The sequence below is a fragment of the Salinilacihabitans rarus genome (assembly GCF_024296665.1).
GTDB classification, from domain to species: domain Archaea; phylum Halobacteriota; class Halobacteria; order Halobacteriales; family Natrialbaceae; genus Salinilacihabitans; species Salinilacihabitans rarus.
The window spans coordinates 2,437,312-2,455,719 of the sequence record NZ_CP100762.1 but is presented as its reverse complement, the minus strand read 5'-3'; the positions used below and the strand labels follow the sequence as shown (position 1 = coordinate 2,455,719).

Genomic DNA, 18,408 nt, shown 5'->3' with positions numbered 1-18,408 from the left:
CGCCGGCGGGCCGATCCTCACGTGGTATGTCGAAAGTTAGCGTGGTCGGCGCGGCCGGGACGGTCGGCGCCGCAGCGGGGTACAACATCGCACTGCGCGGGATCGCGGACGAACTCGTCTTCGTGGACATCCCGGACAAGGAAGACGACACGGTCGGGCAGGCCGCGGACGTCAACCACGGCGCGGCCTACGACTCGAACACGACGGTCCGTCAGGGCGGCTACGAGGACACCGAGGGGTCGGACGTCGTCGTGATCACCGCGGGCATCCCGCGCTCGCCGGGCCAGACGCGGATCGACCTCGCGGGCGACAACGCGCCGATCATGGAGGACATCGGCTCCTCGATCGCCGAGTACAACGACGACTTCGTCACCATCACCACCTCGAACCCCGTCGACCTGCTCAACCGCCACCTCTACGAGACGGGCGAGCGCGCCCGCGAGAAGGTGATCGGCTTCGGCGGCCGGCTCGACTCCGCCCGGTTTCGCTACGTCATCTCCCAGCGCTACGACGCGCCGGTGCAAAACGTCGAGGCGACGATCCTCGGCGAGCACGGCGACGCGCAGGTGCCGGTCTTCTCGAAGGTGCGGGTCAACGGCCGCGACCTCGAGTTCGACGACGACGAGAAAGAGGAGCTCCTCGGCGAACTCCAGACCTCGGCGATGAACGTCATCGAGAAGAAAGGCGCGACCGAGTGGGGCCCCGCCACCGGCGTCGGCCACATGGTCGAGGCCGTCCTCCGGGACACCGGCGAGGTGTTGCCCGCCAGCGTCAAACTCGAAGGCGAGTACGGCCACGAGGACACCGCCTTCGGCGTCCCCGCGAAGCTCGGGGCCGACGGCGTCGAGGAGATCGTCGAGTGGGACCTCACCGAGTTCGAGCGCAACCAGCTCGGCGAGGCCGCCGAGAAGCTCACCGAACAGTACGAGAAGATCGCGTAGACGGAGTCGTCCCCCTACACCGCGTTTTTCGTCGCCGTCGACGCGTCGAGGACCCCGTGGCGCGTTCGTGCGAGCGGGCTACGGGATCAACTGCTCGCCGTCGTCGTCGTAGATCGTGATCGCGTCGACGGGGCAGGTGCGCGCGGCGAACTTCGCATCCAGTTCCGCGCCCTCGGGGACCTCGCGGACGAAAACGTCCGCCTCGACCTCCTCGCTGTCGTTGAGGACGGCCTTCCCCGCGGACGTGTCCTTCTCGAACTCGCTCCACTCGGCGACACACTGGTACATCCCGATGCAGGTGTCGCGGTCGAACTCGATTTTCATGCCTCGATCTTTGCAGGTCGCGGGTAAAGCCCTGACGGAGGGGCGAATCGGGGTCCGTTCCGGAATCACGTGCATCGATACCATGTCACGTGTTACTCGTGACCACATTTCGTCGTGGTTTTATTATCGGCTCGGCCGTCGGCCCCACCATGGCGACCGACGCACGCCGGCGGGCCGATCCGCTCGGACGGGCGATGCGCGACTACGGGCGCGGCGACCCCGGTGACCTCCGCTACCGCGACGGCGCGCGGACAGCCGACGGGCGCGTCCGCGAGTACTACTTCGCACCGCCGGCGGAGTGGGACGACGACACGGTCGCGCTCCTCGACCGGATCGCCTCGTGGGGCGGGCCCGTCCTCGACGCCGGTTGCGGCGCGGGAAAGCACGCGCTGTGGTTACAGGACCGGGGCGTCGACGTGACCGGGATCGACGCGAGTCCGGCCGCCGTCGAAGCGGCGCGCGAGCGCGGCGTCGACGACGCGCGCGTGATGGACATGTTCGACCCGGCGTTCGAACGGGACCGGTTCCGAACCGCGTTCGCGTTCGGCACGCAGGTGGGCCTCGCCGGGTCGCTCGCGGGCGTGCGCGACCTCCTCGCCGAGTTCGCCCGGCTCACCGACGAGGACGGGCGGGCCGTCGTCCACAACTACGACCCGGCGGCGGTCGACGAGGCGTTGCTGGGGTACCGGCCGGACCCCCGCGAGGGGATCGCCCGCCGGTGTTTCCACTTCGAGTACGAACCGGCCGACGACCGCGACCCGGCCCGCGAGGTCGGACCGACGCTGCAGTTCCTGCTTTTCGGCCCCGACCGCCTCGCCGACGCGACGATCGGCACGCCGTGGACCGTGGCCGACGTCGACGTCAGGGACCGGACGTACGCGGCCGTACTGGAGAGAGAATGAGACAGTCGACGGAACTGTTTTGCCCGAGTCGAACGTACTGTATCGGGTGGTACCGTCCTCGTTTACGCTGCTGGTGGGCGTCGCGGTCGTCACGTGTCTGTTCATGGCGTGGGTGCTCGGCGCCAACAGCAACTCGCCGCCGTTCGCGCCGGCCATCGGCGCGAACGCGATTTCGACGATGCGCGCGGCGTTCGTCGTCGGCCTGCTCGCGGCCGCGGGGGCGCTCGTTCAGGGCGGGAGCATCTCCGAGACCATCGGCACCGACCTGATAGACGGCGTGACGATCACCCCGCTGGCGGCCACCGCGGGGCTGCTCACCGCCGCGACGTTCATGGCGATCGGAATCTACACGCGCTATCCCATCCCGGCGGCGTTTGCCACCACGGGCGCGATCATCGGCGCCGGCCTCGCCCTCGGCGGCGATCCGGCGTTCGAGATGTACCGACGGCTCGGCACCTTCTGGCTGCTGGTGCCGATCATGTCCGGCGGACTGGCCTACGCGACGGCGACCCTGCTGCGGCGCGACGACGTCCCCGAGGCGGTCGGCGTGCCGCTGCTCGCGGGGCTCGTCGGCGTGATCCTCGCGAACGTCCGCCTCGGGGTCGTCCCGGACCCGGCGGGCGAGCAGGGGACGCTCTCGGGGTTCGTCGCCCGGCAGTTCGGCGGCGGTCCGACGCTCGTCGCGGGCGTCGACCTCGGGACCGTCCTCGTGACGGCGGCGATCGGCGTCCTCGCGTTCTACCTGGTGCGACGGCGCGTCCTCGCCTCGGTCGAGGGCGGGATCCGGTCGTTCCTGCTTATCCTCGGCGGCATCGTCGCCTTCTCCTCCGGCGGCTCTCAGGTCGGGCTCGCGACCGGGCCGCTCGAACACCTCTTCCGGATCCAGCTCGGCCTGCCGGGGACGGCCCTGCTCGCGCTCGGCGCCGCGGGCATCCTCGCCGGCGCCTGGATGGCCGCACCGCGGCTGCTACAGGCGACCTCCCGGGAGTACGCGCAACTCGGCGTCCGGCGCTCGATCGCCGCGCTCGTCCCGGGGTTCGTCATCGCACAACTGGCGATCGCGCTCGGCATTCCGATCTCGCTGAACAACATCATCCTCTCGGGGGTCGTCGGCGGCGGGCTGGCGGCGGGGTCGGCCGGCATCTCGCGGCGCAAGGTGGGGGTCACGGTCACGTTCTGGCTGCTGACACTCGGGAGTTCGACCGTCGTCGGTTACGGCGTCTACCACCTGCTGGCGGCGGTCGTCGGCGGGTGAGCGACGTCACTTGAGGACCGTCACGGGCCGCGAGGTCCGCTCGACGACCGTGGTGGCGACGTCGCGCCCGAGGACGCGACGCACGAGGCCCGCAGACCCGCCGTCGTGGCCGTATACGACGACGTGGTCGACGTCCCGGTCGGCCGCGTGCCGGGGGACGACGGTTCCGGGCCGGCCCTCCGCGACCTCGATCCGGACCCGGTCGGCCGTCTCCGGGTCGGCCACCGACTCGATGAGGGCCGCCGAGCGACGGCGCGCCCGTTCGACCCGCTTCTCGTCCCGTTCGAGCACCGCCCCCTCGCTCAGCGGCGCGTCCAGCGGCGTGACGACCGCGAGCAGGATCACGTCGGCCCCGGGGAACGCGTCGAGGGCGTACGCGAGCGCCTCGTCCTCGTCCGGACGCCCAAGCGACGGGACGAGGACGAGATCGGGATCGACCATGGGACGGGCTTCGACCGCCGTCCCCATCCCTCTGTCGCCGCGCGGACGCCGGGCCGGCGAGCGGTCCCCGAGACGACAGTTTAAACCGCCGGACGCCCCAATCGAGGGTAATGAGTATCGAGGAGCTGTCGGGGCTCCCGCCCGGCGCCGTCTCGCACTTCCGCGAGGAGGGCATCGAGGAGCTCTACCCGCCGCAGGCGGAGGCGGTGGAGGCGGGCATCCTCGACGGGGAGAACCTCGTCGCCGCCGTCCCCACCGCCAGCGGGAAGACGATGATCGCCGCCCTCTCGATGCTGTCGGCGATCGAACGCGGCGGGACGGCGCTGTACATCGTCCCCCTGCGGGCGCTGGCCAGCGAGAAGAAAGCGGAGTTCGACGCCTACGAGGCGTTCGGCGTGACCACCGGCGTCGCGACGGGCAACTACGAGTCGACCAGCGAGTGGCTCGCGACGAAGGACCTGATCGTCGCCACGAGCGAGAAGGTCGACTCGCTCGTGCGAAACGGCGCCGACTGGCTCTCCGACCTCACCTGCGTCGTCAGCGACGAGGTCCACCTCATCGACGACCGCTCGCGGGGACCGACGCTCGAAGTCACCCTCGCCAAACTCCGGAAGCTGAACCCGCGGCTGCAGGTCGTCGCCCTCTCCGCGACCGTCGGCAACGCGGGCGAGATAGCGGAGTGGCTCGACGCCGACCTCGTCGACACCGACTGGCGGCCGATCGACCTCCGGACCGGCGTCCACTACGGGAACGCGCTCCACTTCGACGACGGGACGACCCGCGAGGTCCCGGTCGAGGGGACGGAGAAACAGGAGACCGCGATCGTCGCCGACATTCTCGACGAGGGGGGCTCCTCGCTCGTCTTCGTCAACTCCCGCCGGAACGCCGAGGCGGCCGCCCGCCGGCTCGCGAGCGTCAGTTCGCGCGTGCTCGAAGAGGGCGAGCGCAACGACCTGCGGGACCTCGCGGCCGAGATCCGCGACGTGAGCGACAGCGAGACGAGCGACGACCTCGCCGACTGCGTCGAGCGCGGGGCCGCCTTCCACCACGCGGGGCTGGCGAACGAACACCGTAGCCTCGTCGAGGACGCCTTCCGCGAGCGCCTGCTGAAGGTGATCTCGGCGACGCCCACCCTCGCGGCGGGCGTGAACACCCCCGCCCGGCGCGTCGTCGTCCGCGACTGGCGCCGCTTCGACCCGAGCGCGGGCGGGATGGCCCCGCTGTCGGTGCTCGAAGTCCACCAGATGATGGGCCGGGCGGGCCGGCCGGGGCTCGACCCCTACGGCGAGGCCGTCCTGCTGGCGAAGAGCCACGACGAGCGCGAGGACCTGTTCGAGCGCTACGTCTGGGCCGACCCCGAGCCCGTCCGGTCGAAACTCGCCGCCGAGCCCGCGCTCCGGACCCACGTGCTGGCGACGATCGCCTCCGGCTTCGCCCGCACGCGCGAGGGGCTGCTCGAGTTCATGGAGGAGACGCTGTACGCCAGCCAGTCGACCGAGGCGGGCCGGCTGGAGACGGTCACCGACTCCGTGCTCGCGTACCTCGAAACGAACGACTTCGTCGAGCGCGACGGGGGTCGCGAGGAGCCGGACGGGTTCACCTCCGCCGCCGAACTGGCCGACCCCGACGAGGTCGAACTGCGTGCGACGGGGCTCGGCCACACCGTCTCGCGGCTCTACCTCGACCCGATGAGCGCCGCGACGATCGTCCACGGCCTCGAATCGGCCGACGAGCGGCCCACGGCGCTCGGGCTCTACCAGCTTCTCTCCCGGACGCCGGACATGTACGAGCTCTACCTGCGTTCGGGCGAGGACGAGCGCTTCGCGGAGCTGTTCTACGAGCGCGAGGACGAACTGCTGGGCGACCTGCCGAGCGAGTACGAGGACGACCGCTTCGAGGACTGGCTCGCGGCGCTGAAGACCGGCAAACTGCTCGAAGACTGGGCCGACGAGACCGACGAGGATCGGCTCACCGACCGCTACAAGATCGGGCCGGGCGACCTCCGCGGGAAGGTCGACACCGCCGAGTGGCTGCTCGGCGCGGCGGAGTCGCTCGCGGCAGAGATCGACAGCGAGTGGACCGTCGCCGTCCGCGAGGCCCGCGCGCGGGTCGAACACGGCGTGCGCGAGGAGTTGCTCGAACTCGTCTCGATCCGCGGCGTGGGCCGCAAGCGCGCCCGCCGGCTGTACGCGGCGGGCATCGAGACGCCGGCCGACCTCCGGGAGGCCGACAAGGGCGTCGTCCTCGCGGCGCTGCGCGGGACGAAGACCGCCGAGACGATCCTCGAGAACGCCGGCCGCGAGGACCCCTCGATGGACGGCGTCGAGGAGCGCGAGCGCGAGGACGCGGCGTTCGAGAGCGCGTCGAGCGGGCACACGACGGCCGCCGAGGAACCGGCGGCCGAGACCGACGACGCCGAGAGCCAGTCCAGCCTGAGTGATTTCTGATGAAGCTACTCGAAGGCACCGTCGAGATCGACGACCTCGACGAGTTCGTCGCGCGGCTGGGCGAGATCGGCGACCGCCACGGGACGACGGTGCAGGCGTTCGACGCCCGCTACGTCGTCGACCACGCGCACCTCGAACGGGCCGTCGAACTGGCCGACCGCGCGATCGAACGCGGCGAGAACGTCGCCCGCGACCGGGCCGTCGAGATCCTGCTGTACGCCGCCGGCCGCCGGCAGATCGACCGGGCACTCGAGATGGGCGTCGACGAGGGCGAGAACCGGGTCGTCGTGCTGGTCGACGGCGACGACGACGACGGCGAGGAGGGGGCCATCGCCGACCTCGAAGCGCTCGTCGACCCCGGGCCGGCGCTCGACCAGCACGACGAGACGACCCTGCAGTCGTTCTTCGGCGTCACCGACGCCGAACTGGCGGCGACCGACGCGACCCTCGGGGACCTGGTCCGCGAGCGGGTGGCGCTGCTCGACGTCGAGAAGTGACGGCGATTCAGTCGTCGAACCACTCGTCGGCGAGCAGCCCGTACCGGTGGAGGTCGACGCGCTCGCCCTCGACGAACGCCTCCTCGCGGAGCCGCCCCTCCTCGACGAAGCCGACCTTCTCGAGGACGCGCTGTGACGCGGGGTTCGTCTCGTAGACGCAGGCGTACACCTTGTCGAGTCGCCGCTCGGCGAACGCGTACCGACAGGCGAGCGAGACCGCGTCCGTCGCGTAGCCGTTCCCCCAGTGGTCGGGATCGATCATGTAGCCGAGTTCGGTCGTCCCCCAGACGTCGTTCGGGTCGTCGAGGCCGACGGTCCCGACCGGGTCCCCGTCGACGGCGACCAGAAGCCGGACGCCCTCCGACTCGCCGAGGGAGTCGATCCACTCGCGTTCCTGGACCTCGTTCAGCGGCGCGTAGGAGCCGATGTCGCGGCGGACCCGCGGGTCGTCGAGGAGTCCCGTCAGGAACGCGGCGTCCTCGCGCTCGATCGTTCGCAGTTCGACGGTGTCCCCGTCGAGAAAGACGGCACCGGGCATACCCGGAACTCGGCGCGCCCGCACTTCAAGCTCGCCGCGGTGTGACAGCCGTTCCCACCGGCACTACCCTCTTGTGTGCCCCCGTGATACCCGGCGTATGGCGACCCTCGAGGACCCGCTCGATATCGGCGGCGTCGAGGTACCGAACCGGCTCTACCGGGCGCCGCTGCTCGAATGCGCGGGCAACGGCCCCGACGCCGTCGAGACGCTGATCGACGACCTCGAACCCGCGGCCGAGTCCGGCGTCGGCCTCGTCTGTCAGGGGGCGACGATCGTCCGCGGCGAGGGCGGCTGCGCGGCGCCGGGGATGACCCGCGTCCACGACCCGGCGTTCGTCTCGCGGCTCTCGCGGCTCACCGACCGGATCCACGACCACGGGGGCCGGATCTTCCTCCAGCTGGAACACGGCGGCCTCCGGAGCATGGAGACGTGGCACGCCGCCTACCGCGCGGCGAACCCCGGCCTCGAACAGCTCGCGGTCTCCCGACCGCCGTGGCCCCTGCGGCTGCTAGACCGGCTGGGGGTTCTCGACTACGACCCGCACGTCCTCTCGACCGACGAGGTGTACGAACTGGCGGCCGACTTCGGCCGGTCGGCGGCGTACGCCGTCGACGCGGGCTACGACGGCATCCACGTCTCGGGGGCGAACATGGGGATCGTCCAGCAGTTCCTCTCGCCGTTCTACAACCGCCGGGAGGACGAGTTCGGCGGCTCGCCGGAGGCCCGTCTCGCGTTCCTCGCGCTCGTCCGCGACGAGGTCCGCGACCGGGCCGGCGACGTCCCCCTGATGACGAAGGTGCCAGCCGAGACGCCCAGCCCGCCCGGGATCGGGCCGCGGCTCTCGCTCGACGACGGCGTCGAGATCGCACGCCGGCTCGAACGGCTCGGCTACGACGCCGTCGTGCCGGTGGAAACCTCCGTCTTCTGGGACATGAGCGTCGTCCGCGGCGCCTATCCCGACAGGGCGTGGGAGAACGAGTCGCTCCGCGAGGGCTACGACGCGGCCTTCGGCGGCCCCCGGCGCCGGCGGCTGGTCGCGGCCGCGAACCGGGCCGAGTCGCTGTGGTACGACTTCGAACCGGCGTGGAACGAGGGGTTCTGTCGGCGCGTGCGCGAGGCGGTCGCGATTCCGGTGCTCGCCGAAGGCGGGATCCGCGAGCGCGGCCGGATGGATCGGCTGCTCGGAGGCGGGTCGAACGAACCGCCCGCCTGCGACGCGGTCGGGATGGCCCGACCGTTCTACGCCGAACCGCGACTGGGCGCGCGCCTGCTCGACGGCGAGAGAGCGGCGGACGAGGGAGGCCGCGAGTCCGACGTCCGGGTCCTCTGCGAGAGCTGTAACAACTGCACGGTCCCGCAGGTGACCGGCGCACCGGGCATCTGCCGGACGCCGCCCGTACTCCGTCGGCGGGGCGAACTGGAGCGGGCGGGCGCGTACGGGACCGGCGGGGAGTGAGTTCGGCCGATACACCGATAAGTCAGAAGTGCGTGACGTCAACACGTACCACGGCGGAGAAGGGGGGACCGACCGCCCGCCGAGGGCGAACCGAAACCGGGCGACAACGGGTGAGGGACGTGCCACAGTGTACCGTCTGCATGGAACCGATCGACGAAGGGACCGACTCGCGGATCGAGGTCGTCAAACCGATGGAGTTCAAAGGCTCCACGCGGGAGATTCGACACTACTACTGCGGCGTCGACTGCCTGCTCGAACGGGTCCGGGCCAAGGAGTAGCCGGAATCGACGACGCGCCACGGCCCGTGACCGACGGCAGGGAGAGCGAGCGGAGCGCGAATCGACCCCACCTCCCGTCCCGTCGGAGCGGAGTTGGCCCGTAGCCGCCCGTGGGGCGGCCGAAAGGGAGCTAGCGGCGTCGACGATGGCGCTCGGCGACCCCTTCGTTTCGACTGGAGATCGACGGGCGTCGCTGGGGATATCTTCGAGTCGAAACGAAGCGGCGGAGAAGTAGTCCATCCTGGATTCGAACCAGGGTCGTCAGCCCCAGAAGCTGACAGGATTGGCCACTACCCCAATGGACTACGCGCGGTGCAACGTATGGTGGGGGGTCGTTTATCCCTTTCGATTCGGACACGGGCGGCGGTGAACGCGAGACGCTCGTGCGTATCGGCCGGCACCGGCCGCTACTGATTCCGTCGGTCCCGGGCGTGTTCGGTTCGGTGACAGTTTGCACAGAGAACACGACAGCGGTCCATTTCGGCGCGAATCCGCTCTCTGGGTCGGCCGTCCGAGATCAGTTCCGCGACGGTTGCCTCCTTCGTTCCGCTCACGTGGTGAAAGTCCAGACACGCGGGGTCCGTCTCCGAACAGCGGCGGCACCCGGTAGCCCGTTTTTGCTCGTGAACCCACCGTCGCTGGCTCCGTTCCGGTGGCGTATAGTGTAGCTTCCGGTGGCAGTTCGCACACAGGACCTCACAGTTCGCGAGTTCCTCTCGGAGCGCGTCTTTCCCGTACCCGTACGTGATCATTCGACCGACCGCCATCTCCTTGGCGGTTCGGTCGACGTGGTGGAAATCCGGACACGCCGGCGTCTCGAGCCCACACCGGGCACAACCACGTTCGCGTTTTCGGTCGGTGAGCCACGAACGAAGGCGGGAACGGCGGCGAAGCGACCGTTCCGTGTTCCACTCGACGTTCCGGTAGTACCACCGCTGATCGGCCGATAGCTCCTCCCAGACGAGACCGTCCGGAAGGTCGACGTCGGGCGGTTTCGGCCGGACGCGAGGGCCCGTAGACGGGTACGTCTCGAGACCCGCCCGTCTTTTCGCCTCGTTCCACCCGCCGACCGTCCGGACGATCGTCGCCGACGCGGGCGTCAGCCCCAGCGCCTCGTACTGTGCTTTCGTCGGCGACTCGCCGAATCGGGTCGCGGCCTCGCACAACGCTTCGAGGCACTCCGCTTCCGTCGTCACGCCCCGTTTCGCCGCGTTCTGGTAGATAAACTCGGGGTTCGGCGGCCGCGAACCGCCACCCCTTTTCCCCTCTCCCGCCCACCACCGAGTATGTACGTCGGACGCTTCGTCGTCGTCGGACCCGGGGTCGGCGCCTACCGCGTCTCCTCGCGGTCGTTCCCGAATCGAAAGATCGCAGAGCGCGAGGACGCCCTCACCGTCGGGCCGACCGCGGACGCCCCGGAGACGGACAACCCCTACGTCTCGTACAACTGCCTGCGCGTCGTCGAGACGCCGGCGGGCGAGGCGGTCGCCGTCGGCAACGGCTCGCACGTCGACCCGATCGCGGAGAAACTCGAACTGGGCTACCCCGCCCGCGACGCCCTCGCGACGAGTTTGCTCGCGCTCGACTACGAGAAAGACGACTACGACACGCCCCGCATCGCCGCGACGATCGACGACGACGGCGCGGCACTGATCGGCACCGTCCGCCGGGACGCCCTGCTGGTCGAGACCGTCGAGGAACCGACGCTGGTCGCGACCTACGAGCGGGACGCGCCCGAGGCGTTCCCGTTCGAGGCCGACGACGCCGCGGCCGCCGCGCGGGAGGCCTACGACCTCGAGTTCGAGCACGCCGTCTGCGCGGCGGGGGTCGCCCGGACCGACGACGGGTTCGAGACGGCGGTCGAGAACGGTGAGTGATCGACCGACCGCGGCGGCGAAACTACAAACCGATAGCGGGCGTACCCGACGACCATGAAAGTCGGACTCGTCTCCGACCTCCACGGTAACCTGCCGGCGCTCGAAGCGGTCCTCGCGGACATGCCCGCGGTCGACGCGCTGGCCTGCGCGGGCGACGTCGTCGGCTACAACCCGTGGCCGGCCGAGTGCGTCGACGAACTCCGCGAGCGCGACGTGCCGACGGTGCTCGGCAACCACGACGCGGCCGTCGTCGAGGGAACCGCGTTCGGGTTCAACAGCATGGCCCGCGCCGGCGTCGAACACGCCCGTCAGGAGTTACACGAGGACCAGCGGGAGTGGCTCGAATCGCTGCCGACCGAGCGCCGGGAGTTCGACGACCGGGTCAAACTGGTCCACGGCCACCCGGCTGACCCCGACCGGTACACCTACCCCGAGGAGTTCTCGCCGCGGCTACTCGACGGCGAGGAGGTGCTCGTGCTCGGCCACACCCACGTCCAGCACGCCGAGAAGTACGCCGAAGGGATCGTCGTCAACCCGGGGAGCGTCGGCCAGCCCCGCGACGGCGACCCGCGGGCGGCCTACGCGGTCGTCGACCTGGAGACGATGGCGGTCGAGACCCACCGCGTCGCCTACGACGTCGACCGCGTCCAGGAGGCGGTCGCCGAGGCGGGCCTGCCCGAACGGATCGGGGCGCGCCTCGCGCGCGGGCAGTGAAGACGGGTCAGTGGCCGGCGCTCGAATCCTCGGCCTCCTCCGAGGCGGGGCCGGCGACGTTCTCGTCCTCGTCCCGCGTGCCGGTCCCCGCCTCCGGTCCCGCGTCCTCGACCGTGCCGTCGGTCCCCGGCGGCCGGTCCCGGCCGACGGTGTCGTCCTCGCGGTCGCCCTCCGCTCGCGCCGCGGCCTCGTCCTCGCCCGCCGACTCGCCGACGGCCCCGTCGGTCGTCGTCCCGTCGGGGTCGGAGACGTAGCCGAGTTCGAACCAGAGCTTCGCGGTGCAGTCCATCGCCTCCTCGTCGAGTTCGGTCTCGTCCTCGCGCTGGTCGAGGTAGCCGTTACAGCGGCCGTGCGTGACGACGTTCGTCAGCGTCGCCGCCGACCCACACTCCGGGCAGTCGACGTAGTAGTTGCCCTCCTCGGTCTGGTGCCACGCGTCCGGCGGCAACTCCATGTACGCCGCCTCGTCGTGCTCGCGCTGGCTCATGTCCCCCTCGACGGGGCGCGGACCGGTAAACGCCGGCCCGGAGATGGCAACCCGCAACGGGCCCCCTCGCAAGTGGTAGGCCTTTCCCCGCGACGGACGAACGAGTACCGATGGCGCTCGACCGTTCCTTCCGACGCGACGTTCGCGAGGCGTCCGCCGACCTCGGCGACGACTCCCGGCTCGTGGAGACGCTCGTGTGGGGCGTCGTCGGTGGCGTGATCGCTACGGTGGCGATGACCCTCTACCGGCTCCCCCTCACGCGGGCGCTCCCGCCGGCGGCCCCGCTCTGGGCGAAGTACGCCGGCCGGGAGGGGCAGGGGCCGGAGGAGTACTCGCTGCTTGCGCTACACCTCCACCTGCTGTACGGGGCGAGCGCCGGCGCGGCGTTCGCCCTCGCACACGAACGCCTGCCCCCGTCGAGGTCGACGGCACCCGAGACGCGAGCGACGCTGCTCGGACTCTGCTACGGACTCGCGCTGTCGGTCGTCGGGAAGCGCGTCGTTCTCGACGGCCTGCTCGATGAGGACCTCGACGCCGGTGAGACGACGGTGTTCCACGTCGGCCACGCGATCTACGGGCTGACCCTCGGGTCGTGGATCGGTTCTCGGGAGGGCGAGACGGGACCGCGGTAGGACCGGGCGGAGGACGGACTCAGACCAGCGGTTCGACGAGTCCCTCGCCGGCCTCCAGCAACTCCGCGACCCGGTCGTCGCTCTCGGCCTCGGCGTACACCCGGAGGACGGGTTCGGTGCCGCTGGGGCGGACGAGCAGCCACGAGCCGTCTTCGAGGCGGAGTTTGAAACCGTCGGCGGTGTTGACGTCGGCGACGGGCGTCCCGGCGACGGCGTCGGGAATCTCCGCTTCGAGGTCCCCGAGGACGCGCGCCTTCTCGTGGTCCGGACAGGCGACGCTGATCTTGTTCTGGACGACGGTCCCGTGCTCGTCGAGCAGGCGGTCGACGCGCTCGTCGATCGGTTCCGCGGCGTGCATGGCCGCGGCCACGAGCGCCATCAACACGCCGTCTTTCTCCCGGACGTGACCCCGGATCGTGAAGCCGCCTGACTCCTCGCCGCCGACGAGGGCGTCGCTGTCGGCCATCGCCTCGGCGACCCACTTGAAGCCGACGGGGACCTCGTGGACCGACTCGCCGTGGGCCTCGGCGACGCGGTCGATCAGGTACGTCGTCGAGACGGTGCGGACCGCCGGCCCCGAGTCGGCTTCGAGGAGGAAGTCGTACAGCGCGGCGAAAAAGAGGTTCTCGTCGAGGTAACCCCGCTCGGGGGTGACGACCGCCAGCCGGTCGGCGTCGCCGTCGTTGGCGATTCCGAGGTCGGCCTCGCCCGATCGGACGGTCTCGACGAGGTCGGCGAGGTTCTCCGGGGCGGGTTCGGGCGAGGCGCCGCCGAACTCGGGGTCGCGCTCGCAGCGCAGACGCTCGACCGAGGCGCCGGCACGAGAGAGCAACGCGTCGGTGGTGTCCCGGCCGCTGCCGTGCATGGCGTCGTAGGCTACCGTGAGGCCGTCGAGGTCGGCCTCGCCGGCGACCGACGCCACGAGTTCGAGACAGCTCTCGGCGTGCGGGTCCACGAAGTCCACCTCGCGGACGCGGCCGTGCTCGGACTCGGGCAGCGGGTCCGGTTCGGCGAGGCGGTCGTCGATGGCGTCCATCACCTCGGGGAGCGCCGGCGCGCCGTCGGCGGGAACGAACTTCACGCCGTTGTACTCCGGCGGGTTGTGCGAGGCCGTCACGACCAGCGCGCCGGCGAGGTCGCGGTCGACGATGCCGAACGCGAACAGCGGCGTCGGCCGGTCGCGCTCGGGCAGCAGGACGTCGAAGCCGTTCGCACAGAGGACGCGGGCCAACTCCTCGGCGAAGCCGCGGGAACTCCCGCGGGCGTCGTAGCCGACCGCGACGGGCGCGTCGAGGCCCTCGTCGCGGAGGTACGAGGCGACCGCCTGCCCGACCGCGCGGACCCGCGGCGCGGTGAACTCCTCGAGGGTCGCCCGCCAGCCGTCGGTGCCGAAGCTGATCGTCTCCATACGCGCATGTCGTCGCGCGGGTCGAAAAAGGCGACGGGGGCGGGGCCGAGGGAGCGACGCGGTTTTCAGGATCGATCCGTTAGCCGGCGTATGGACCCGACGCCCTCCGTCGTCGCCGTCTCCGGCAGTCTTCGCGACGGAAGTTACACCCGGACCGCGTTGCGATACGTCCTCGACGCCGCCGAGGACGCCGGCGCCGAGACCCGGCTGCTCGACCTCCGCGAGTACGACCTCCCCGTCTACGACCCCGACGTCGGCGAGCGGGGCGACGCCGCGGAGCTGACGCGGACCGTCCGCGAGGCCGACGCCGTCGCCCTCGGCTCGCCGGTCTATCACGGCTCCTACTCGGGCGCGCTGAAGAACTTCCACGACTACTGCGGGTTCGACGAGTACGAGGACACCACCGTCGGCCTGCTCGCGACCGCCGGCGGGGGCTCTTACGGAAGCACGCTCGACCACCTCCGGATCACGGTCCGCGGCGTCCACGGCTGGGTGCTGCCCCACCAGGTCGGCATCCGAAACGCCTCCGAGCGGTTCGAGGCCGACCCCGACGCGGTCGACGGCCGCGCGTTCGTCGACCCGGACCTCGAAGAGCGCGTCGGGAAACTCGGTCGGATGCTCGTCGAGTACGCCTCCATCGACCCCGACGTGACCACGCCGCGGACGGCCGCGGTCGACGACTAGTCGAGGCCGACCAGCGTCTCCTTCTCCGCGCGCGAGAGCGACTTGATCTCGTGTTCGCGCGACAGCGCCGCCGACTTCGAGGCGTAGCGCTCGCTGTGGACGACCTCGACGGGGGCGCGCCCGCGGGTGTACTTCGCGCCGTCGCCGGCCTCGTGTTCGGCGACACGGCGCTCGAGGTCGGTGGTGTAGCCGGTGTAGAGGGTGCCGTCGGCGCACTCGAGCACGTAGACGACGTGGTCGGTCATCGGCCGTCGTTCGGCGGCCGCTACGAAAAGTGTCACGTACGCGGGGGCGGGTGGTCGTCGTACGGTTCGGTGGGCTGGAGAGGGGTCAGGTGCTCCGGGCGCGCTCCCTCGCGACTTCGGCGATTCCGGCGTTCGCCGAACAGCTAATACACGCGTGAATCTCGCCGTACTCGTCGGCGAAGACGCGTGCGAATCGCTCCGAGACGTGCGCGCCGCAGTGGTCACACTCGGGCATGGTCACGCCGGCGGGAACCGGCACGCGAAGCTACCCGGGCAGCAGGTAAATACGCTTTCCCAAACGCTGTTAGGATTTTGCGATCCCACAACGATATTCCGTAATCTGGTAACTGTCACGTCACCACGTGTCACCCTTCACTCCCCGGCGCCGTCGACCGCACGGGCGATCAGCGCCGCCTGCGCGCCGGCGACGAACCCCGCGTCGACGTTGACGACCGAGAGGACGGTACAGGACTGGAGCATCCCCAGCAGGGCCGCCTCGCCGTCGCCGCCGTGACCGTAGCCGCTCGAAACCGGCAGGCCGACGACCGGCGTGTCGACCAGTCCCGCCACGACCGTCGGCAACGCCCCCTCCCGGCCGGCGGCGACGATCAGCACGTCCGCCTCGCGGAGGCGGTCGACCTGATCGAGGAGGCGGTCGAGCGCGGCGACGCCGACGTCGTCGATTCGGTCGACGGCGGCGCCGGCGTCCTCGCAGACGACCTGCGCCTCCTCGGCCACCGGCCCGTCGACGGTCCCCGCGGTGACGATGCCCACCGTGGCGTCGAGGTCCGGCGGTTCGTACCCCGGGGCCGCCGCCAGCAGGGTCACCCCCCGGCGGTCGAACGAGGCGTCGGGAAACTCGTCGGAGACGGCGGCCTCGACGGCCCCGGCCTGCGCGTCGGTGACGCGGGTGACCAGCGCCCGGTCGGTCGTCTCGACGGCCGCGAGCGCGAGGCGTGCGACCTGCTCGGGGGTCTTCCCGGGCGCGAATATCGCCTCCGGAATCCCCCGTCTGGCCGTCCGCGCCGCGTCGAACCGGCCCGCCTCGTCGGTTACGTAGCCCCTGAGTTCGGCCTCCGCCCGGGCGGGGGAGAGTTCGCCCGCGGCGACGGCCTCGAGGAGTTCGCGCATACCTCCAGTCGGGGGGCCGACTACTCGAATCCGTCGGCGCGCGACCGCGGCCGAGGGCGCGCGCGCGAGAGCGCATCCGTCGTACGACCGCGCGCGAGCGCATCTCGCCCGCTGAACGGGACCAGCGATACCCGTCGGTAACTCATCAGTCATATACTTTCCGGTGGGTGGCCGTGTCGAAACTCCCGTGTCGGCCGCCGACAGCCCGTTTTGGGAGAACACAACCACAATTATTATAAGGGGTAAGGGGAAACGGATACACCGTATGGCAGACCTTATCGTCAAAGCCGCCGTGAAGGAAGCGCTCGATGAGAAGAACGTCGCCTCGGACTTCTACGACGCACTCGACGAGGAAGTCTCCGAGCTGCTCGACGACGCCGCCCGACGCGCGGAGGCCAACGACCGGAAGACGGTCCAGCCCCGCGACCTGTAAGGAACGCCACCGGAACACCCTTTTATCGACGCCGACCCCGTAGCCGGGGCTCTCTCCCGGCGGGACCCCTTACAGCGGCCAGCGCTCCCCGTCGAGCACCGCGAGTCGCTCCGCGATCCCGTCCGCGATCCGGTACCCGTCACCGTCGCGTTCGACGTCGCCGGTCCGGACGAGGTGTTCGAGGTGGGCGTGTGCCTCGCCCGGGCCGTGGAGGATGTGGATGTTCTCGAGGTCGCCGAACAGCCGCGCGCTGACGGTCCACGCGTCGGCCGGGCCGCCCTCCGCGAGCGCCGAGAGGACGCGGTAGGCGCGCTCCTCGTGGTGGGCGACGATCTCCCGGGCGCGGGCCGACGGGTCGTCGATCGGATCGCGGTGGCCCGGCCACGCGCGGTCGAACCCGCGGTCGGCGAGCGTCTCCAGCGTCCGGACGTAGCGTTCGAGCGGCCGGTCGACCCTGACGTCCGCGCCGCCGACGTTCGGCGTGTACTTCGGCAGGAGGGCGTCGCCGGTGAAGACCTCGTTTCCGTCGGTCGGGACGAAACAGCAGAGCCCCGCGGTGTGACCGGGGGCGTGGAGCACCTCCAGTTCGAGGTCGCCAAACGAGAGCGTCTCGCCGTCCGCGACGGGCGTGACGTCGACGGGGTCGCCGTAGATTCCCTCGCCGGCCTCGAAGAAGGTGAGCAGTTCCTCGCGGGCGTCTTCGGGCATTCCCCACTCCTCGAACAGGCGCCGCTGGGTCGCTTCGAGGTCCGCCCACGCGTCCGCGTCGCCGGCGATCAGCGGCGCGTCGGCCGCGTGGGCGTAGACGGGCGCGCCGCTTTCGGCCTGAATCTCGCCCGCGAGCCCCGAGTGGTCGGCGTGGTAGTGGGTGAGGACCACCGCGTCCACGTCCGCGAACGTGACGCCGCGGTCGGCGAGGCCGGCCGCGAGGTCCTCGCGGGCCTCCCCGACGGCGACGCCGGTGTCGAGCAGGACGGTCGACTCGCCGACGAAGAGGTACGCGTCGTTGTTCCCTTCGAAGACGGTGTTGCCGAGCGCGATCCGGTGCATCGCCCTCGGGTTTCGCGTCGATCGATTACCCTCTTGTGGTCTCGGTCGCCGCCTACGGCAGCGGCGGCAGACGGGCCGTCTCGAACCAGAACTCCGCGACGGCCTCGGCCAGCGCGACGAACTCGTCGGGGGTCGACGGCTTCGTGAGGTAGGCGTTCACGTGGCGCTCGTAGCTCTCGACGACGTCCGCGTCGTCCGTGGAACGCGTCAGGACGATCACCGGCAGGCGCGCGAGGGTCGGATCGTCCCTGATCGAACCGAGCACCGCCAGCCCGTCTACCCCCGGCAGGTTCAGGCCGAGCAACACGAGGTCCGGGAGTCGCGGCGGGCCGTCGTCGGCACGCCGGGAGAGGTACGACAGCGCCCCCTCGCCGTCGGTGGCGACGTCGACGTCGACGTCGACGTCCGCCGCCTCGAACGCCTCCCGGGTGAGGCGGACGTCGTCCTGATCGTCCTCGACGAGCAGAATCTCGACCGGCCCGTCGGGATACCGACCGTTCACCGCGCCCCCGTCGCGCCCTCGACCGTCCCCCCGACCGCACACCCGTTCGTTCCCATCGGTTACTCCTCCCTTGCGCCGACGCCCAGTTAAGGGTACGCTCAAAATAGATTGGGTTACGCGACCCGTACGGGCAGACGCGGCCCCGCTCGGTCCCCGACGGCGTCGG

At 70.8% G+C, this 18,408-nt stretch carries 22 protein-coding genes, 1 tRNA gene and 1 pseudogene; 12 read left to right on the top strand and 12 right to left on the bottom strand.

Annotated elements, in window-relative coordinates; all coding sequences use genetic code 11:
- Positions 1-26 precede the first annotated feature (26 nt).
- Positions 27-941 (top strand): malate dehydrogenase, encoded by a 915-nt coding sequence (mdh, locus tag NKG98_RS12830; protein ID WP_254766314.1) that lies wholly within the window; start codon positions 27-29, stop codon positions 939-941.
- Positions 942-1,019: 78 nt separating this feature from the next.
- Here mdh and NKG98_RS12825 read toward each other — a convergent pair whose 3' ends face one another.
- Entirely contained in the window at positions 1,020-1,265 is a 246-nt protein-coding gene (locus tag NKG98_RS12825; protein WP_254766313.1) for a ferredoxin, read from the bottom strand.
- Between the two features lie 149 nt (positions 1,266-1,414).
- Between NKG98_RS12825 and NKG98_RS12820 the strand changes: the two genes are divergently transcribed.
- Both NKG98_RS12820 and NKG98_RS12815 read left to right on the top strand, forming a co-directional pair.
- Positions 1,415-2,167, top strand: coding sequence for a class I SAM-dependent methyltransferase (locus tag NKG98_RS12820; RefSeq protein ID WP_254766312.1), 753 nt, complete (start codon positions 1,415-1,417; stop codon positions 2,165-2,167).
- A gap of 46 nt (positions 2,168-2,213) precedes the next feature.
- The gene (locus NKG98_RS12815; RefSeq protein ID WP_254766311.1) at positions 2,214-3,422 is read left to right on the top strand and encodes an inorganic phosphate transporter; all 1,209 of its coding nucleotides are present in this window, start codon (positions 2,214-2,216) and stop codon (positions 3,420-3,422) included.
- A gap of 6 nt (positions 3,423-3,428) precedes the next feature.
- Here the strand turns inward: NKG98_RS12815 and NKG98_RS12810 are convergent, their stop codons facing one another.
- Complete coding sequence (locus NKG98_RS12810; protein ID WP_254766310.1) at positions 3,429-3,863, bottom strand: universal stress protein; 435 nt, start codon at positions 3,861-3,863, stop codon at positions 3,429-3,431.
- Between the two features lie 110 nt (positions 3,864-3,973).
- On the opposite strand from NKG98_RS12810, the gene NKG98_RS12805 reads away from it, so the two are divergent.
- Both NKG98_RS12805 and cgi121 read left to right on the top strand, forming a co-directional pair.
- Positions 3,974-6,310, top strand: coding sequence for an ATP-dependent DNA helicase (locus tag NKG98_RS12805; protein WP_254766309.1), 2,337 nt, complete (start codon positions 3,974-3,976; stop codon positions 6,308-6,310).
- Positions 6,310-6,807, top strand: a complete 498-nt coding sequence (gene cgi121 / locus NKG98_RS12800; RefSeq protein ID WP_254766308.1) for a KEOPS complex subunit Cgi121 — start codon at positions 6,310-6,312, stop codon at positions 6,805-6,807. The genes NKG98_RS12805 and cgi121 overlap by 1 nt, the downstream gene beginning before the upstream one ends.
- Positions 6,808-6,814: 7 nt before the next feature.
- On the opposite strand, the gene NKG98_RS12795 is transcribed toward cgi121, so the two are convergent.
- On the bottom strand, positions 6,815-7,345 hold the full coding sequence (locus NKG98_RS12795) for a GNAT family N-acetyltransferase (RefSeq protein WP_254766307.1): 531 nt from the start codon (positions 7,343-7,345) through the stop codon (positions 6,815-6,817).
- 97 nt (positions 7,346-7,442) lie between these two features.
- Here NKG98_RS12795 and NKG98_RS12790 point away from each other — a divergent pair, with 97 nt between their 5' ends.
- Together NKG98_RS12790 and NKG98_RS12785 are read left to right on the top strand one after the other, a co-directional pair.
- Positions 7,443-8,801: an oxidoreductase gene (locus tag NKG98_RS12790; RefSeq protein WP_254766306.1), complete on the top strand. Its 1,359-nt coding sequence runs from the start codon at positions 7,443-7,445 to the stop codon at positions 8,799-8,801.
- Between the two features lie 119 nt (positions 8,802-8,920).
- Positions 8,921-9,079, top strand: coding sequence for a hypothetical protein (locus NKG98_RS12785; RefSeq protein ID WP_254766305.1), 159 nt, complete (start codon positions 8,921-8,923; stop codon positions 9,077-9,079).
- 232 nt (positions 9,080-9,311) lie between these two features.
- Here the strand turns inward: NKG98_RS12785 and NKG98_RS12780 are convergent.
- Both NKG98_RS12780 and NKG98_RS12775 read right to left on the bottom strand, forming a co-directional pair.
- Positions 9,312-9,384 (bottom strand) — tRNA-Gln (locus NKG98_RS12780).
- A gap of 102 nt (positions 9,385-9,486) precedes the next feature.
- Positions 9,487-10,275 (bottom strand): homing endonuclease associated repeat-containing protein, encoded by a 789-nt coding sequence (locus tag NKG98_RS12775; protein ID WP_254766304.1) that lies wholly within the window; start codon positions 10,273-10,275, stop codon positions 9,487-9,489.
- A gap of 90 nt (positions 10,276-10,365) precedes the next feature.
- On the opposite strand from NKG98_RS12775, the gene NKG98_RS12770 reads away from it, so the two are divergent.
- Positions 10,366-10,956 (top strand): IMP cyclohydrolase, encoded by a 591-nt coding sequence (locus NKG98_RS12770; RefSeq protein WP_254766303.1) that lies wholly within the window; start codon positions 10,366-10,368, stop codon positions 10,954-10,956.
- Between the two features lie 54 nt (positions 10,957-11,010).
- A complete protein-coding gene (locus tag NKG98_RS12765) occupies positions 11,011-11,670 on the top strand; it encodes a metallophosphoesterase family protein (protein ID WP_254766302.1) in 660 nt (219 codons plus the stop codon).
- A gap of 235 nt (positions 11,671-11,905) precedes the next feature.
- Here NKG98_RS12765 and NKG98_RS12760 read toward each other — a convergent pair.
- Positions 11,906-12,157, bottom strand: a pseudogene (locus NKG98_RS12760) (hypothetical protein); the annotation flags it as partial.
- A gap of 110 nt (positions 12,158-12,267) precedes the next feature.
- On the opposite strand from NKG98_RS12760, the gene NKG98_RS12755 reads away from it, so the two are divergent.
- On the top strand, positions 12,268-12,789 hold the full coding sequence (locus tag NKG98_RS12755) for a hypothetical protein (protein WP_254766301.1): 522 nt from the start codon (positions 12,268-12,270) through the stop codon (positions 12,787-12,789).
- Between the two features lie 19 nt (positions 12,790-12,808).
- Here NKG98_RS12755 and NKG98_RS12750 read toward each other — a convergent pair whose 3' ends face one another.
- Positions 12,809-14,197, bottom strand: coding sequence for a phosphoglucomutase/phosphomannomutase family protein (locus tag NKG98_RS12750; protein WP_254766300.1), 1,389 nt, complete (start codon positions 14,195-14,197; stop codon positions 12,809-12,811).
- Between the two features lie 90 nt (positions 14,198-14,287).
- Between NKG98_RS12750 and NKG98_RS12745 the strand changes: the two genes are divergently transcribed.
- The gene (locus tag NKG98_RS12745) at positions 14,288-14,881 is read left to right on the top strand and encodes an NADPH-dependent FMN reductase (RefSeq protein WP_254766299.1); all 594 of its coding nucleotides are present in this window, start codon (positions 14,288-14,290) and stop codon (positions 14,879-14,881) included.
- Here NKG98_RS12745 and NKG98_RS12740 read toward each other — a convergent pair.
- The 3 genes from NKG98_RS12740 to larB all read right to left on the bottom strand — a co-directional run bounded on the left by NKG98_RS12740 (position 14,878) and on the right by larB (position 16,257).
- Positions 14,878-15,126, bottom strand: coding sequence for a GIY-YIG nuclease family protein (locus tag NKG98_RS12740; RefSeq protein WP_254766298.1), 249 nt, complete (start codon positions 15,124-15,126; stop codon positions 14,878-14,880). The two genes, NKG98_RS12745 and NKG98_RS12740, sit on opposite strands and share 4 nt — an antisense overlap.
- A gap of 85 nt (positions 15,127-15,211) precedes the next feature.
- Complete coding sequence (locus NKG98_RS12735) at positions 15,212-15,361, bottom strand: DUF7563 family protein (RefSeq protein ID WP_425504411.1); 150 nt, start codon at positions 15,359-15,361, stop codon at positions 15,212-15,214.
- Between the two features lie 137 nt (positions 15,362-15,498).
- Positions 15,499-16,257, bottom strand: a complete 759-nt coding sequence (gene larB / locus NKG98_RS12730; protein WP_254766297.1) for a nickel pincer cofactor biosynthesis protein LarB — start codon at positions 16,255-16,257, stop codon at positions 15,499-15,501.
- Positions 16,258-16,522: 265 nt separating this feature from the next.
- Between larB and NKG98_RS12725 the strand changes: the two genes are divergently transcribed.
- Positions 16,523-16,690 (top strand): DUF1931 family protein, encoded by a 168-nt coding sequence (locus NKG98_RS12725; protein WP_254766296.1) that lies wholly within the window; start codon positions 16,523-16,525, stop codon positions 16,688-16,690.
- 69 nt (positions 16,691-16,759) lie between these two features.
- On the opposite strand, the gene NKG98_RS12720 is transcribed toward NKG98_RS12725, so the two are convergent.
- A complete protein-coding gene (locus NKG98_RS12720) occupies positions 16,760-17,740 on the bottom strand; it encodes an MBL fold metallo-hydrolase (protein WP_254766295.1) in 981 nt (326 codons plus the stop codon).
- A gap of 52 nt (positions 17,741-17,792) precedes the next feature.
- Positions 17,793-18,242 (bottom strand): response regulator, encoded by a 450-nt coding sequence (locus tag NKG98_RS12715; RefSeq protein ID WP_254766294.1) that lies wholly within the window; start codon positions 18,240-18,242, stop codon positions 17,793-17,795.
- Positions 18,243-18,408: the final 166 nt, after the last annotated feature.